Source organism: Streptomyces spiramenti, assembly GCF_012034385.1.
Taxonomy (GTDB): Bacteria; Actinomycetota; Actinomycetes; order Streptomycetales; family Streptomycetaceae; genus Streptomyces; species Streptomyces spiramenti.
This window is the reverse complement of sequence record NZ_JAAVJB010000026.1, coordinates 1-15,116: the sequence shown is the minus strand read 5'-3', so window position 1 is coordinate 15,116 and position 15,116 is coordinate 1. Positions and strand designations below refer to the sequence as shown.

8 protein-coding genes and 3 pseudogenes are annotated in these 15,116 nt (G+C 73.0%); 5 read left to right on the top strand and 6 right to left on the bottom strand.

Annotated features, from left to right (window positions below):
- The first annotated feature begins 54 nt into the window (after positions 1–54).
- From HCJ92_RS05775 to HCJ92_RS05755, 5 genes and pseudogenes are all read left to right on the top strand, one after another.
- The gene (locus HCJ92_RS05775; protein ID WP_167932336.1) at positions 55–750 is read left to right on the top strand and encodes a TetR/AcrR family transcriptional regulator; all 696 of its coding nucleotides are present in this window, start codon (positions 55–57) and stop codon (positions 748–750) included.
- Positions 751–916: 166 nt separating this feature from the next.
- Positions 917–2,056 (top strand): FAD-dependent oxidoreductase, encoded by a 1,140-nt coding sequence (locus HCJ92_RS05770; protein ID WP_167932335.1) that lies wholly within the window; start codon positions 917–919, stop codon positions 2,054–2,056.
- 27 nt (positions 2,057–2,083) lie between these two features.
- Positions 2,084–2,482 (top strand): annotated as a pseudogene (locus HCJ92_RS05765) (Tn3 family transposase); the annotation flags it as partial.
- Positions 2,463–2,624 (top strand): annotated as a pseudogene (locus HCJ92_RS24720) (pyridine nucleotide-disulfide oxidoreductase); the annotation flags it as partial. The pseudogenes HCJ92_RS05765 and HCJ92_RS24720, both read left to right, overlap by 20 nt.
- A gap of 94 nt (positions 2,625–2,718) precedes the next feature.
- Positions 2,719–3,270: a putative immunity protein gene (locus HCJ92_RS05755; RefSeq protein ID WP_209310763.1), complete on the top strand. Its 552-nt coding sequence runs from the start codon at positions 2,719–2,721 to the stop codon at positions 3,268–3,270.
- Positions 3,271–3,307: 37 nt separating this feature from the next.
- Here HCJ92_RS05755 and HCJ92_RS05750 read toward each other — a convergent pair whose 3' ends face one another.
- The 6 genes and pseudogenes from HCJ92_RS05750 to HCJ92_RS05725 all read right to left on the bottom strand — a co-directional run.
- Positions 3,308–4,222 carry an FAD-dependent oxidoreductase gene (locus HCJ92_RS05750; protein WP_167932333.1) on the bottom strand — a complete coding sequence of 305 codons (915 nt, stop codon included), beginning with the start codon at positions 4,220–4,222 and terminating at the stop codon, positions 3,308–3,310.
- Between the two features lie 4 nt (positions 4,223–4,226).
- On the bottom strand, positions 4,227–4,796 hold the full coding sequence (locus tag HCJ92_RS05745) for a cysteine hydrolase family protein (protein ID WP_167932332.1): 570 nt from the start codon (positions 4,794–4,796) through the stop codon (positions 4,227–4,229).
- A 27-nt stretch (positions 4,797–4,823) separates the two neighbouring features.
- Positions 4,824–5,174 (bottom strand): annotated as a pseudogene (locus tag HCJ92_RS05740) (hypothetical protein); the annotation flags it as partial.
- Positions 5,175–5,298: 124 nt separating this feature from the next.
- Positions 5,299–6,228: a ricin-type beta-trefoil lectin domain protein gene (locus tag HCJ92_RS05735; RefSeq protein ID WP_167932331.1), complete on the bottom strand. Its 930-nt coding sequence runs from the start codon at positions 6,226–6,228 to the stop codon at positions 5,299–5,301.
- A gap of 55 nt (positions 6,229–6,283) precedes the next feature.
- Positions 6,284–9,094, bottom strand: coding sequence for a right-handed parallel beta-helix repeat-containing protein (locus tag HCJ92_RS05730; protein ID WP_167932330.1), 2,811 nt, complete (start codon positions 9,092–9,094; stop codon positions 6,284–6,286).
- A 63-nt stretch (positions 9,095–9,157) separates the two neighbouring features.
- The coding region (locus HCJ92_RS05725) for an RHS repeat domain-containing protein (RefSeq protein ID WP_167932329.1) at positions 9,158–15,116 on the bottom strand (5,959 nt) is incomplete at its 5' end.

Here is a 15,116-nt window from a genome sequence, read left to right as displayed (position 1 = left end):
GCCGCGTCGCCCCGCACCCCTCTGGGTGACGAACGTGTTCGTTACGATCGGGGTATGACTGCGAAGCGAGAACCGATCAGCCGGCGTGAACGACCCGCGAAGCCGGCCCTGACGCGGCGCGGGATCGTCGATGTGGCGGTGCGGGTCATGCGGTCCGAGGGACTGGAGAAGGTGACCATGCGGCGCCTGGCCCAGGAGTTGGATACCGGCCCCGCCTCGCTATATGTCTACATGGCCAGCACCGCCGAGCTGCACGCGGCGGTACTGGACGCGCTCCTGGGGGAGGTGGAGCCGTCCACCGACCCGCCTGGGATCGACTGGCGCGAGGGCCTCGTCGCGGTCCTCACCTCCTACACCCGCCTGCTCTTCGAGCATCCTCAACTGGCCCGCTCCGCCCTGGTCGCACGCCCCAGCGGCGCGAACTACCTCAACCTGGTTGAACGCCTTCTGCTGCTGCTCTCCCGCGGCGGCGCCCCACGGGAGCAGGTCGCCTGGGGCGTGGACAGCCTCCTGCAGTACGCGACCGCGACCGCGGCGGAGCACGGTACCCAGGAACGCAAGCCGATGAGCCAGGACGACTGGGACGCGCTCACCCGTGCCGCGCACGGGGTGGACGAGGCCGAGCACCCGATGATCAAGGCGCACCTGCCGACACTGCTGTCCGGCACCCAGGATGCCCGCCTGTCCTGGGGCCTCAACGTCGTGATCAACGGGATCATCCACACCCCCGTCCCGGATACCACTGGCTGAGCCCTCGCGGATTCCCGCTGCCGACAGACGGTTCGCGTGCGAAGGCCGCGCGGGAGGGTCGCGACACACGGCGAAGAACTTGTTCGTAACGAACGCGTTCGTTACGGTGGAGGAGCAGGCTGGCGAGGGCGCCTGCTGCATCGTCCCCCATCCCCAGGAGGCCCCCATGAGCACGCACCACCCCATCGCGATCATCGGCGGAGGTCTCGGTGGCCTCACCGCCGCCCGCGTTCTGCACGTGAACGACATCGAGGCGGCCGTCTTCGAGCTGGAGCCGTCCAGGGAGGCCCGCACCCAGGGCGGCATGCTCGACATCCACGAGGAGAACGGCCAGAAGGCCCTGCACGCCGCCGACCTCCACGACGGCTTCCTCGAGATCATCCGCGAGGGCGGCCAGGCCATGCGCCTACTCGGCCCCGACGGCACCGTCCACGTCGAGGAAGAGGACGACGGTACCGGCGGCCGGCCCGAGGTCGACCGCGGCGACCTGCGCGACCTGCTCCTCGACTCCCTGCCCGACGGCGCAGTCCACTGGGACAGGAAGGTCACCGGAGCCCGCGCCCAGGAGGGCCGACGCCACGAAGTGACCTTCGCCGACGGCTCCACCATCACCACCGACCTGCTGATCGGCGCCGACGGTGCCTGGTCACGCGTACGTCCCCTGCTCTCCGAGGCTGTGCCCGCCTACACCGGCATCTCCTTCGTGGAGACCGACCTGCTGGAGGCCGAGACTCACCACCCGCGCAGCGCGGCCGTCGTCGGCCGCGGGTTCTTCATCTGCCTCGGCGACGAGCACGGCTTCCTCGCCCACAAGGAGACCGACGGCAGTGTCCACGTCTACACCGCCCTCACAGCGGACGAGGGCTGGCTGGACACGGTCGACTTCACCGACCCGCCGGCCGCCAAGCAGGCTGTGCTCGCCCGCTTCGAGGGCTGGGACGAGACCCTGCGCGGCCTGATCGCCGACGCGGACACCATGACCCCGCGCCGTATCCACGCGCTGCCGGTGGGCCACCGCTGGGACCGCGTGCCGGGCGTGACCCTGCTCGGCGACGCCGCCCACGTGATGTCGCCCTTCGCCGGAGAGGGCGCGAACCTCGCCATGTTCGACGGCGCCGAACTCGCCCTGGCCATCGCCGCCCATCCCGGCGACACCGAGGCGGCCCTGACCGCCTACGAGCAGGCCCTCTTCCCGCGCAGCGAGGCCTCCGCCGCCGACTCCGCCCAGAGCCTGGAGACGATGTTCGGCCCGCAGGGCCTGGAGGAGATGACGGCGCTCTTCACCACCGGACCGGCGGCCCCGTAACCCCCGGCCACAGCCCAGAAGGCCGTCTTCGTTGCCCGCTACCTGCGCGACCGCGACCTCCGGCGCGAGGTCCAGGAGGGCCTCAACGTCGTCGAGGGCTGGAACGGCGCCAACGACATCATCTTCTTCGGCACGAGCTGCGAGCTCAGCAGCAACCGCCGTGACCAGCAGGAACTCTCCGTCCTCGCGCTCCATCTCCTGCACATGGCGCTCGTTTTCGTGAACACCCTCATGATCCAGGACATGCTCGCCGACCCCGAGTGGGCCGACGTCCTGACCGACGAGGACAAGCGGGCCCTGACCCCGCTGTTCTGGATGCACATCCAGCCCTACGGCGAGGTCCGGCTGAACATGGGCAGCCGCCTCCAGCTCGCGGTACCCGCCGCCACCGACCCCGAGCCGGAACCTGAGCCGGCTGCGGCCTGAACCCCAGCACAGACGACTCGATCTCTTCCGGATCCCGGCCTTGAACAACGTCCTCGGTGGCCACGCCAACGGCCCCGACCTGGCCGACGCCATCGTGGCGGAACTGAAGGGGACCGAGCTCTGCCACCTCCCCGCCGGTAGGAGCCTCGTTCATGGTGGTGACGGCCAGTCGAGCCGGCGCGCCGAAGCCGCCGGGCACAGGGCCGTCCGGGCCGCCGGGTCGAGTCGGTGTGAGAATGGGCGTCGTGACGACCGGCTCCGGCGATTTCGATCTGACCATGGACGAGCTTCGCGCGGTCGCGCGCTTCGCCCTGCACAGCGCGGATGAGGTACTGCCGGTCTTCGAGTCGGCGCACCGGGACGACGCCCGGCCCCGCGCGGCCGTCGACGCCGCCCGCGCCTTCGTCGACGGCGAGCGCAGAACCAAGCTCCAGCGGGTCACCTCGCTCGACGCGCACCGCGCCGCCCGAGAGGCGGACGCCGAGCCCGCACGGCTCGCCGCCCGTGCGGCGGGCGACGCCGCCTCCGCCGCCTACCTCCACCCCATCGCCAAGGCCACCCAGGTCGGCCACATCCTGCGCGCCGCCGCGAGCGCGGCGCGGGTGGGCGAGCTCCTGACCGGCGATGACCCCGCCGTCGGGCTCGCCCTGATCGAGGAAGCACGCCTGCGCGCCACACCGACCGTGATCGACGTCCTCAACCGGTACCCCCTCGCCCCGACGGGCAAGAACCGCACGGCACAGCTGATGAGCCTCCTGGACGCCTCCCTCCGCCGCGACCGGCGCTGATCCCACGGAAGGCCGCGCCGCGCGCAACCCGGCGTGCTCAGCCCTTGGTGGGCACGTCCCTGGTCGCGTAGTAAGCGTGTAGCGCAGCTTCGCTGCCTGATCCCAGGGCGGTCATGATCCGTTGGAAGCGAGCGGAGCGGAGGTCGCCGGCGACAATGACGCGGGGGTGCTGGCCGGCCGGCGGACAGTACCCGTCCGGGCCCCGGGTCAAGTCACCGGGTGGGGCGGTCGGGGCATTGCCGATACTGAGGCAGGCCGTGTCCGCTGTGATCGTCCGGCAGGTTCCGTCCTGGCCAACTGCGTCCGCCGACACCAGGGCACCCCCCGCGGCCTTCAACGTCAGGTGCTTGACAAGGGAAAGAACGACGCGGGGATCGTCCCGTATCTCGTCGATCTTGTACGCGTCGGCTGCCGGGTACACCACGAACAGGCGGGCGTCTGTGGTCGGGTGGGCCCGCAGGAACGTTCCGATCGGGCGGTCACCGCCCAGAACGAGGAGGGTGCGCCCCTGGATGTCGTCGGCCTTCACCTCCCAGAGCGGAGGCAGGGTGAGGAGGCCGGGGGCGGTGATCCAGGTGACGTCGTGAGGCTGGACGGGGCCGACGCCGGTGGCGACGACGGCGTACGGAGCCACGAGACGCGCACCAGTGTCGATCGTGACGGTCACATTGCCGTCGTCAGCCCGAATTTCGGTGACACGTCTACCGAGTTCGAGATGGCACAGCGCGGTGCCCTTCAGTTCCGCCACGATGGCATCGGCCAGGTCGGTTCCGTTGGTGTGGCCGCCGAGGACGTTGTTCAGGGCGGGGATACGGTAGAGATTGCGGCACAGACGGTCCGGCTCGACCAGGATTGTGCGCATGCCCACGCCGGCGGCCATGCGGGCGGCGGCACAGCCGGCCGGCCCTCCGCCAATGATGATCAGGTCGGAGTCGAGCGGTGAGTCGGCCATGAGGCTATTCCAGCACCGGGCCCGTCAGATGTGTGGCGAGTTGGCCCATCACATGCTGTGCGTGCACGAGTTGGCCTGTTCCGATCAGGCGCCGGGCAACGAGAAGACCGGCGGCGTGGACCTCCGGGCCCGCGTCGCTGGCACAGGCGTCCGCGACGATCCAGGGCGCGTATCCGTGCTCGAAGGCGTCTGCGGCCGACTTCAGGACGCAGCTCTCTGTGGCGATTCCGCAGAAGACGAGGTCGGACCAGCCGGCCCGGCGCATCAGCTCTGCGGCCTCACGTGTGAACAGCGTGTACCCGGTCTTGTCGACGCCTGCGTGCGCGTGGCCGGCCGCCTCGGCGAGCTCGGGAACGATGTCGGTCTCGGGTGGTTCCTGGAGCCGGCTCCATCGGAAGAAGCGCTCGTAGGGGCTCTCGGGATAGTTGAAGTACCGAGTGAAGACGACAGGACGCGCGGCGGCGGACCATCTGGCGACGAGGTCGGCGACTGCGGGCACGACGTGGCGACTGTGGTGGTTCACGAAGCCGTTCTGCATGTCGATCACGACGAGTGCGGCATTGCTGATGTCCATTGGCTTGGCTTTCACTCCTGCCCGTTCTCAACCGGCGCTCTCGCGCAGAGCTTCCTGCGCGGTGCGCAGCCGTTCGGCCAATCCGCTGGTCCTCATGATGGCCTCCCTCATCAGGACGTGTTGCGCGGTCTCCTGAGCGCGGGCGGTGGTGAGGCGGGAGGTGGCGGCACGCAGGAATCGCCAGCCGTACCGCTCCGGCATGGAGGGGTCCTGGCCGTCCTCGACCATCTGCTGGATGTGGCGGGTGAAACACCACAGGGCCTGGACGGTCAGCTCGAAGGCGACCAGCTCGTCGGTTGTAAGGCTGCGCTCGCTCGAGTGGGAGGCGTAGGCGACGCCGGACCAGCCGGTGTAGGCGGTGGACACTCCCCGTACACCGCTGGGGCGGGCGGGCTTTTCAGCGGACCTCCGGTCGTGTCGGAAGCCTCGGCGTGTCGCTGAAATCCGGGGTTCAGGCTACCCGTCGGGCGGTCGTCCGGTTGCGCGGTTCGACAGGTCGGTCTCAGCTGCGTTCCCACTTCTGGGCGGGGTTGCCGGAGCACCAGGCGATCTGGAGGTGGGTGCCGTGCGAGGCGTTTCCGTTGGCGACGTCGAGGCACTGGTTGGAGGCGATGTTGACGACGTCCCAGGCGGGCGAGTAGCGCCACTGCAACCGGTCCGAGGTGCCCTGGCAGTTGTCCATGACCACGGAGGTCCCGTCGGCGGTGGAGCCGCCGGAGAGCGACAGGCAGCGTCCGCCGTTCCGGAGTGTGCCGTCGGCGTGGAAGGTCCACTGCTGGGCACCGCCGCCGTTGCAGCCGGTGATCATGACGCCGCTGCCGATGCCGCCGTCGCGCGGCTGGGCGCAGGTGCCGTTGAGGCCCACGAGCCGTCCCTTGACGGTGGGGAACTGCTCCCGCGCGGGCTCCTCGGAGACCGGGGGCGCCTGGACGGGCGGGGGCGGGGCGGGGCCCTTCTGCGGCGGTTCCCGGTCCTCCTCGGGCGGGGCCTCGGTCTCCTCCTCGGCGTCCGTCTCGGCGGAGGCGGGCTTCTCCGCGGGGGGCGGCGGTTCTTCCTCCGCCTCCTCCTCTTCGGCCTCTTCTTCCTCCTCCTCGTCCTCCGGCTCCTCTTCCTCCTCGTCCTCGTCCTCGACCTCCGGCGGCGGCAGCGGAGCCGGCTCGCGGTCGTCGGTGGCGGAGCCGGCGGGTCCGGTGGCCGGGGAGGACGCCTCGGCGGGCGAGTCGTTCAAGCCGGGGATGTGGCCGACGAGGGTGAACGCGGCGGCGGTGCAGGCGACGACGGCGACGGCGGACGCGAGCGCGCTGTACACCCGCCGTCCCGGCGCCAGGCCGCGGCGGGGACGCGCGGGCCTGCCGGCGAACGTCTCGGAGAAACTGCCACCGGGGCCCGGCTTCGGTGCCCGGTGCTCGGGGGTGGGCGGGGTGGTGTCCACCGGCGTCCTTTCGGGGCGAGGGGAGGCGGGTCGTTCGCGTGGCGGGTACAGGTGGTCAGGGTCCGCCGGGGACGTCCTGGACGTCAAGTGTCATGAGCTGGTCGGCCTGGGGAGTGACCAGTTCGGACATCCGCACGGCCTGCCGCTCCGTCATCGCCTGGAACAGCTGGCGGGCGGTGCGGCCGTTGCCGAACGCCGCGTCGCGCGGGATCGCCGCGACGTGGGCCGACAGCGCCTGGCGGGCGGCCGGGCTCAGTGCGTACTGGTGCTGCTGCGCGTGGTGCTCGACGATGCTGACGACCTCCGGGGTGGAGTAGTCCGCGAAGTGGAGCGTGCGGGTGAAACGGGACGACAGGCCGGGGTTGGACGCGACGAACCGGCCCATGTCCTCGGGGTAGCCCGCGGCGATGACGACGACCTCGTCGCGGTGGTCCTCCATCAGCTTCACCAGGGTGGCCACCGCCTCCTGTCCGAAGTCGCTGGCGACGCCGCTGGGCACCAGGGCGTACGCCTCGTCGATGAAGAGGACGCCGCCGTGGGCACGGCGGAACGCCTCCGCCGTCTTGGGGCCGGTGTGGCCCACGTACTCGCCGACGAGCGCGCTGCGGTCGACCTCGACGAGGTGGCCGCGTTCCAGTAGGCCCAGCGCCTTCAGCAGGCGGCCGTACAGCCGGGCCACGGTCGTCTTGCCGGTACCGGGGTTGCCCGCGAAGACGAGGTGGCGGCTGAGCGGCGGCGCGGGCAGGCCGGCGTCCTGCCGCATCCGCACGGTCTGCATCAGCTTCGCCATGCCGCCGACGTCCCGCTTCACGCCCTCCAGGCCGACGAGTTCGTCGAGCTCGGCCAGCAGGTCCGCGAGGGTCTCGGCCGGCGGCTCGCTCTCGCCCGCGTCCGCCGGGTCCTCGGCGGCGGGCGCGGCGCCGGATGGGCGGCCGGTACCGGATGGGCGGCCGGTACCGGAGGGGCGGCGGGTGTCGGAGGGGCCGGTGCCCCCGGTGGGGCCGTTCCCGTCGCGGTGGCCGTCGCCGGTGGGCGCGGTGGGTCCCGCCGCGCCGGGAGCGCCGGGCCGGGTGGGTCCGTCCGGGCCGTCGGGGTCGGGGCTGTCCGTGGGCATCGCGGGCGTGGTCACGCGGATGGAACGGCAGTCGGCGAAGACGGGGGCGGCGGTGTCCGCGACCGTCAGGTCGCGGGAGCAGTCGAAGACGCGGCAGCCGGTGAAGCGCGGCTTGGCGTCCGCGCCGACGTGCAGCGCCGGGAAGCCGCCGCCGTGCAGGTCGCAGTGGTCGTAGCTGCCGGCGGCGCCGTCGGCGACGAGGATCGCGTTCTTGCCGGGCTTCCTGACCCGCAGCCCGCGCACGCGGGCCTCCGCCCCCTTCCACACCACCAGCCCGGTGCCGTGGGTGCCGGTGATGTCGCCGCCGTCCAGGACCAGTCGGGAACCGGCCGTGGCGACCAGCCCGGCGCTGCCGGTGTCGCCGACCCGCAGCGCCGTGAGGGTGGCGTCCGCGCCGCTGCCGAGTTCGACGCCGCTGCGGCGCTGGCCGCGGACCGCGCAGTCGGTGAGCACGGCGGGCGCGCTCGACAGCAGCCGGACGCCGTGCTCGCCGCCGTCGACGGAGGTCGCGGCGAGCGTCACGTGGGCGTCGCTCTCGACCTGCACCCCGCTCATGGCGGCCTCCGTCACCGCGCACTCCTCAGCCTCGACACCGGCTTCGTCGGAGGCGGCCAGGCCGTGCTCGGCGCTGGTCTCCAGACGGCAGGCGCGGAGGGTCACGCGGGCGCGGTCGGCGGCGTGGACCGCGCTGTAGCCGCTGCCGGAGACGGTCGTGCCCTCCAGCCGGGCGTCGGCGTCGCCCAGGGCGACCAGCCCGTTGGCGCCGGGTTCCCGCAGCCGGCAGTCGCGCGCGGTCAGCCGCGCGCGGTCGGTGGCCGCCAACGCGCTGCCCACGGAACCGTCGACCCGGGTCCCGGCGATCTCGACCTCGCAGTCGTGCTCGGCCTGGACGCCGGAGCGCCCGGCGGCGTGGATGCGGCCGTCGAGGAGCAGCGCGGCCGAACCGTCCTGCGACAGTAGGCCGTTGCGGCCCGGCGCCAGGAGCCGCGCCTCGCGCGCGGCGAGCAGCGACCGGCCGCGGGTGCGCAGGGCGGTGCCGGAGACGTGGCGGGTGAGCAGTCCGTCGGCGGTGAGGCGGGCGGCGCCGGCGAGGACGACCCCGAGGCCGTCGACGGACTCCACGACGACCTCCTCCAGGCGGGCGCGGGCGTCACCGTCGAGGTGGAGCGCGGCGTGGCGCGCGTTGCGGAGCCGGGTGCGGCGCAGCACCAGGACGCCGCCGTCGACGGGGTCGTCGAGCGCCGCGGCCAGCGCCGGTGCGAGGCTGTCCTCGCCGGCCGCCGTGTCGGCCTCCAGCAGGGCGCGGAGGTCGGGCGGGTCGATCTCGGGGCCGGGGTCGGCGGCGCGGGCGGCGGGGCTGCCTGCGACGGTGACACGGCCGTGCCGCACCAGGCAGTCCTCCAGCATGAGGCCGGCGGCGTCGGTGACGACGACGACGGGGTCGCCGGGGTCGGTGCCGTGGACGATCAGGTCGGTGACGAGGCAGCCGGGGGCGGCGACGGTGATCGCCGGGCGCCCCTCGGGGGCGGTGAGGGTGACGGTCCCGGGGCCGTCGGCTGCGTAGATGCTGACGCGGCGGTCCAGGCGCAGGCTCTCGTGGTACTCGCCCGCCGCGACGGACACGGCGACGGAACCGGTGGTGGGTGCGGCAGCCAGCGCGCGGGCGATGGTCCGGTGCGCTGAGCGGCCTCGGGGGGCGACGGTCAGCGTGAGATCGGCCGCTATCTGGGTGGTGGGGACGGTGAGGGCCATCGGTCACCGCCTTTCGGGACTTCGGTGGTGCGGGTGGGTGCGTGGCTCACGGGCTCGTGCGGCTCACTGGCCGGCCGGCGGGTCGGGGGTGCCGTACCACTCGGGCGGGTTGTCCAGCCGCACCGTCGGCGAGATGAACAGGAAGCCGATGCTCTTGTCGAGGAGCTTACCGAGCGCGGGGAAGACGATTGCGTCGAAGAACCCTGCACGGTGCCACTGGCGGCCGGCGGTCATCTGCTGGAAGACGGTGCGCCCGAGGCCGGTCGACAGGCCGCCGATGACGCCGGAGGCGGCGGCGAAGCCGCCCTCGCGGAGCGCGTCGAGCCCCGTGAGGTAGACGACGTTGCCGTTGGCGTCCTTGACGCCGAAGATCGCCGCGTTGGCGCTGCCGACAACGAGGCCGCCGATGGCGCCGGAGGCGATACCGAGGCCGAACTCGTAGGTGGCACCGCGCCAGCGGCCGGGCTTCTCACGGCCGCCCCACTCGCCGATGAAGTTGTCGTCACCGGTGGGCCGGTTGGGGTGGAACCCGGTGTCGTTCTGCGACATGGTGTTGCGCCATCCGCCGCGGTTGGCGGCGAAGTGGATGCCGGAGAGGCCCGTCTTGATGGTGGCGCCGACGGTCGCGCCGAACAGCGCCTTGAGCACGTCGTTGTGGGTGAACTCGCTGCCGGTGACGGCGGCGACGATGCCGTAGACCGCCAGGGACATCGTGAAGTCGGTGATCCACTCCTGGACGAACTCCGACGCCAGGGTGGAGCCGACCTTCGGCGCGAACGGCGTGTAGGCGGACTCCCCCGGCGTGGGCGAGGACCACTGCTGGCGGTTGGGGTCCTTGAACTTCCGGTTGTGGGCCCGGTACTCCTGGAAGAAGGTGTCGGGCGAGTTGTCCCGGCCGATGCCGGACAGGCCCGGCTGGGAGTCGCCGAGCTGGCTGACGCCGGGGGCGGTGCCGTCGGTGCGGATGGTGATGCGGCCGAAGGTGTCGACCTCGCGCACGATCCCGGAGATGGTCCGCTCGCCGATGACGAAGCCGGGGAGCGCGTTGTCCGTGCCGTCCGGCGCGTAGCGGCGCAGCTGGTTGTGGAACATCTCCTGCTCCAGGAAGCTGCCGTCGGGCTGCTTCTTCATGGAGCGGATGACGGTCCCGTTGTGGAACTCCCTCCACTCCCCCAGGTTCTGGGTGAGGTTGTCGCCCGGGGTGGCGTGGTACTCGCGAGGCCGGACCGCGGGGTCGCTGAGGTGGTCGGAGAGGGTGTGGGTGACCTTCTTGACCGGCAGCTCCTGGATGACGACGGGCTCGCCCGTGCGGGGGCCGATCACCACGTCCTTCCAGGTGCTGCCCGGGGCGCCGGGGCTGCCGGTCCACTCGCGGACCCGCGTCACCTGGTGGCCGCCGAAGTCGAGCAGCGAGCCGTGGGCGTCGTACTTGTTCCAGGTCCAGTTGCCGTCGGCGGTGCGCCAGGCCCGGAGCGTGACGCCGTCGCCGAGCATGCGGAACTCGCGGACGAGTTCGCCGTTCGGGCCGGGGGTGAAGTCCTGGTAGGACTCCGGGTCCCAGTAGCGCTTGCCGCCGATCTCGTTCTCGATGGCGAGCTTGCGCGGTCCGGAGTTGACGCCGTCGGTCCAGGTGCGGTTGTCCAGCGCGGTGATCTTCCCGCCGTCCCAGGTGTCGGCGCGGCCGATGACCGTGCCGTGGTGGTCGAGCCGGGTCCAGTCGGCGGTTGCCGGGTCGAGTCGGCCGCGGCGGTCGATGACCACGGCGTTGCCGGCGTCGTCGGTGGCCCGGGTCTGCGGCGGCAGGCGGTACTCCACGACCGAGCCGTCGGTGAGGCCGGTGCGGGCGACACGCCAGTCGGTGTGGGCACCGGGGGTGTACCAGTCGCCGCCGCCCGTGGCACTCGGGGAGAAGCGGTCCTGCCAGCGGATGTCGTTGGCGGTGACGCCGTCGCCACGGCCGGGGAGGCCGACGGTGAAGTCGCCCTGCTGGAAGGTGCGGTGGCCGGTGAGGTTGCCGTCGCCCTCGGACCAGGCCCGGTAGGGGCGCCCGCCGTCGGGGGTGACGGTGGTGGCGCCGTCCGGGAGTTTGACGAGGTCGCCGTGGGTCAGGGTGTTGCCGTCGGGGAGCTTGCGGACGGACCGGATGAGTTCGCCGTTGGCGGCGAGGTCGACGGTGGCGGCGTCGCGGGAGACGAACCGCAGGCCGTCGACGGTGGCGCCGCCGCCGGTGGGCGTGGCGCGCCACGAGTGCACCTGGAGGAAGCCGTCGTTGCGCAGGTGCGGCGTCTCGGTGAAGAGCTGGGAGTTGTGGTTGGAGAGGGTCATCTCCCGCCACCAGGCCGGCGGGCGCTGCTCGTACAGCCGGATGCTGTCCAGGCGGGTGCCGTCGTCGAGCACCTTGGAGAGCTGCGTCTCCTTGCCGTGGGAGGAGTGCCGCAGGAAGTCGTCGGAGGGGATGCCGCCGGTCTTGATCTCGACGGCGCGGAGCTGGCCGACGTTGTCGAAGGTGTTGAGCCGGCCCCACTTCTCGTGGACGGTGACGGTGTTGCCGGTGCTGGGGTGGACCATCCTGTCGGTGAAGCCGCCGCCCGGCCCCCAGGTGCGGTCACCGCGCGCGACGAGCTTGAAGTCGGCGTCGTAGCGGTACCAGGGGGTGGTGGGCCCGGTGCCGAGGAGTCCGGCGGGGCGTCCGGCGTCGGCGACGACGTGGCCGCCGTCGGGGAGCTGCTGGGTGTGGCGGACGCGGATGAAGCCGTCGTTGTCCATCCAGCTGCGCTGGGTGGAGCCGACGGTGCGGTCGCCGTGGCGCACCACCCCGCCCTGGGGGTCGACCTCGTGCCAGCTGCGGACGGGCCCGCCGCCGTCGCCGCGGAGCCTGACGTCCACGTGGTTGCCGTCGGGCAGGAACCTGCGCTCGAAGTACAGCGTGTCGCCCGCGGTGTTGAGGCGGATGCGGCCGTTCTCCAGGCCCTTGGGGTCGACGCTGCCGGACTTGTACCAGGACGGCAGGCCGGGACCGGCCCCGGCGACCTTCCAGGTGCCGGTGCCGTCGGCGGCGTGGGTGATCTCCAGTCGGAGGTTGCCGCCGTCGAGGGCGCCCTGGTGGAGGACGTTGACCTGCTGGGTCTGGAGCTTGCCCCCGCCGTCGTAGACCTTGAACTCGCCGGTGGTGACGCCCTGGTTCGAGGTGATGCGGAAGGTGCCGTCCGCCTGGCGGGTGACGTTGACGCCGCCGACGTTGCCGAGGTGTCCGTCGAGCAGCGTGGGGTTGGTGCCGTTGGCACCAGGGCGGATGTAGCCGTTCCCGGTGGCGTCGGAGAGCTTGACGACGGTGAAGTCCGCGCCGCCGCTCGGCCTGACGGTGAGGGTGCCGTCGACGGTACCGGCGCGGACGTCGTGCGTGGCACGGCCGGTGTCGGAGAGGACGCGGAACTCGATGCCGCCACCGGGGTTGTCCACGCGGTAGCCGCCGTCGACCCGGACGGCCCGGGCGTCGGGGACCGGCACCAGGTCGTTGTCGACGAGGCGCACGGTGTTGCCGCCGTGCATGATCTCCACGGCCTGGTTGAGCTGGGCGCCGTCGAGGCCGGTGGCACGTACCGCGTGGACCTGTGGGGCGCCATCCGGGCCGAAGCGCCGGATGTGGCCGCCGCCGGTGATGTCGAAGCCGGCGCCGCCCGGGCGGACCGTGAGATGGCTGTCGGGGAGCTGGCTGCCGTCCCCGGCACGCAGCACCGGCGCCCCGGCGTCGCCGGTCGGGCGCAGCAGGTGCATGCCGAGGTCGTTGCCGTCGCTTCCCTTGAGCACCGTGATGTCGTGGGTGTGGCGACCGCCGGGACCGATGACGACCTGGTTGGCGCCGCCGTAGTCGATGCGGTGGCCGAGTCCGTCGACCGGGGCGACATGTGCGCCGGTGACGGTGCCGCCGGTGTCGGTGCGGACCACGGGGAGGCCGTCGCCCGTGGGCCGGTAGAGGTGGCGGACGTCGCTGCCCGCTCCGCCGGGGAGGACGGTGATGTCGTGGGTCCGCACGCCGTGGCCGTCGACGACCGCGTCCAGGTCGGCGCGGGTGACGCGGTACCCCGTGTCGCCGTCGAGGCGGGTGACCGAGGACCCGCCGACCTGTGCGCCGCCGGGGTCGGTGAGGCGGGGCGGGTTCCCGCCGGTGGGCGGCTGGACGTACTGGCCGTGGAGGTCACCGCGCAGCGGGAGCGCGTGCTGGTTGAAGGCGCCGCCGGGGGCGTGGACGTCGACGAGGTCGGTGCCGTGGCGGGAGACGTGGAGGACGCCGTTGTCGAGGGCGACCGTCGCGCCGGGGGCGGTGCCGTTGCCGCGCAGCAGGTGGAGGGAGCCGTCGCCGACGGCGGTGTGCACGTGGTGGGGTGCTCCGCCGCCGCCGGTGAGGACGGTGACGTCGTGGGTGTGGCGCCCGCCGGGGCCGACGACGATGTGGGTGTCGCCGAAGTGCAGGCGGTGCCCGCCGCCGGGCATCGGCACGATCTCGCGGTGCGGCACGGGGACGCCCGCGCCGGTGTGCACGGTCGGGCCGCCGCCGTCGACGGGCCGGTGCAGGAACCGGACGGGATCGTTCGCCCCGAACTGCGGGAGGGCGTTGACGTCGTGGGTGTGCCGGCCGCCGCCGTCCAGGACCAGCGTCCGCGCGTTCCCGTCGTGGGTGACGTCGACGCGGTGGGCGCCGCCCGGCATGGGGTCGATGTGCTGGCCGGGAACGGGGGTGCCGTCCAGGTGGGTCAGGACGTGGGCGCCGCCCGGTGCCTCCGGGAACCGGAGGAAGCCGCCGGGGAGGTCGCCGCCGGTGGTGCGGACGGCGTGCTGCACCAGGGAGCCGTCCATCGCGTGGACGTGGAGTTCGCCGCCCGCGGGGGCGCCGGGGCCGCGGTTGGGGGTGACGACCCAGTGGCCGCCCTCGGGCGTGACCAGCCAGCCACCCGTGGGGACGCCGTCGGAGCCCCGCAGGTGCAGCCCGTCGTCGGCGGCGGAGCGGAGGATGCGCAGGTCGCCGATGCCGCCGGTGAGGGTGGTGACGTCGAAGGTGTGGTTGCCGGTCGCCGGGTCGAACATGCGGGAGGTGCCGGGGCCGGTGGAGAGGCTGAGCTGACCGTCGACGGTGCGGACGGCGGGCGCGGCGGTGAGGTCGCCGTGGTCGCTGACGCGCCACGCGTCGGTGAGGTCGCCGGTCTGGTTGATCGGCGCGGTGATCCGGACCTCCCCGCCCGGGTGCGCGAGGCGGAGGTCGGTGTGGCCGGTGACGGTGACGGGGTTGTTCCCCGTGCCGGGGACGACGTCCCAGCTGCGGGTGGCACGCGGACCCAACTCGTCGACGATGCGGAAACCACCGCCGGGCAGCGTCTCCGGCCGCATGGTGGGCGTGCCGCCGAGCAGTTCGGGGTGGCCCGAGGTGCCCATGCCGACCGTGACGTCGTGGCGCCCGACGGAGACCGAGAGGTTCGGGGGGCCCTCGCCCGCGGCGTGGAGCGGCCCGCCCGCCGGGGGCGGCGGTGCCGCCACGTCGCCGCCGGAGACGGGGGCGCCGCCGGGGCGGGTCACGGTGGTGAGTTCGGTGCCCTCGGGGCGGATGTCCAGCGGGGTCCCGCCGGTCTCTCCGACGGTGGTCCCCGAAGGGCCGCCGTCGGTGCGGCCGGGGGTGACCTGCGGGGTGCCGTCGAGGACGGTCCACACCTGCGGCTGGAACAGGTCCGGGCGGGTCTGGCGGAGTTGCTGCACGAACTCGTCGCCGGTACGCGGCTTCCCCAGGCCGAGGAGGTCGCGCAGCTCCGGGCTGAGGCCGTTGACGCCGGGGGCGCCGACGGTGCCCGGGGCGTCCTTGGCGGTGGGGGTGGGCACCGCGGGCGTCGGTGTGCCGCCCGTGGTGGTGGGCGCCGCCGTCGTCGGCGGGCCGACGCGACCCGGGCGTCCCAGGGCGAGCGCGGCGAGGTCGATGTGGCCGAGACCGCCGCCGCCGGTGATGTCGGTGACCTTGCCGCCGGGCGCGGGCGGGACC

Coding starts and splice junctions, on each gene's coding strand:
- HCJ92_RS05755 (WP_209310763.1), top strand. CDS start 2,719: ATGGGCGTCGTGACGACCGGCTCCGGCGATTTCGATCTGACCATGGAC.
- HCJ92_RS05745 (WP_167932332.1), bottom strand. CDS start 4,796: ATGGACATCAGCAATGCCGCACTCGTCGTGATCGACATGCAGAACGGC.
- HCJ92_RS05750 (WP_167932333.1), bottom strand. CDS start 4,222: ATGGCCGACTCACCGCTCGACTCCGACCTGATCATCATTGGCGGAGGG.
- HCJ92_RS05770 (WP_167932335.1), top strand. CDS start 917: ATGAGCACGCACCACCCCATCGCGATCATCGGCGGAGGTCTCGGTGGC.
- HCJ92_RS05775 (WP_167932336.1), top strand. CDS start 55: ATGACTGCGAAGCGAGAACCGATCAGCCGGCGTGAACGACCCGCGAAG.
- HCJ92_RS05730 (WP_167932330.1), bottom strand. CDS start 9,094: ATGGCCCTCACCGTCCCCACCACCCAGATAGCGGCCGATCTCACGCTG.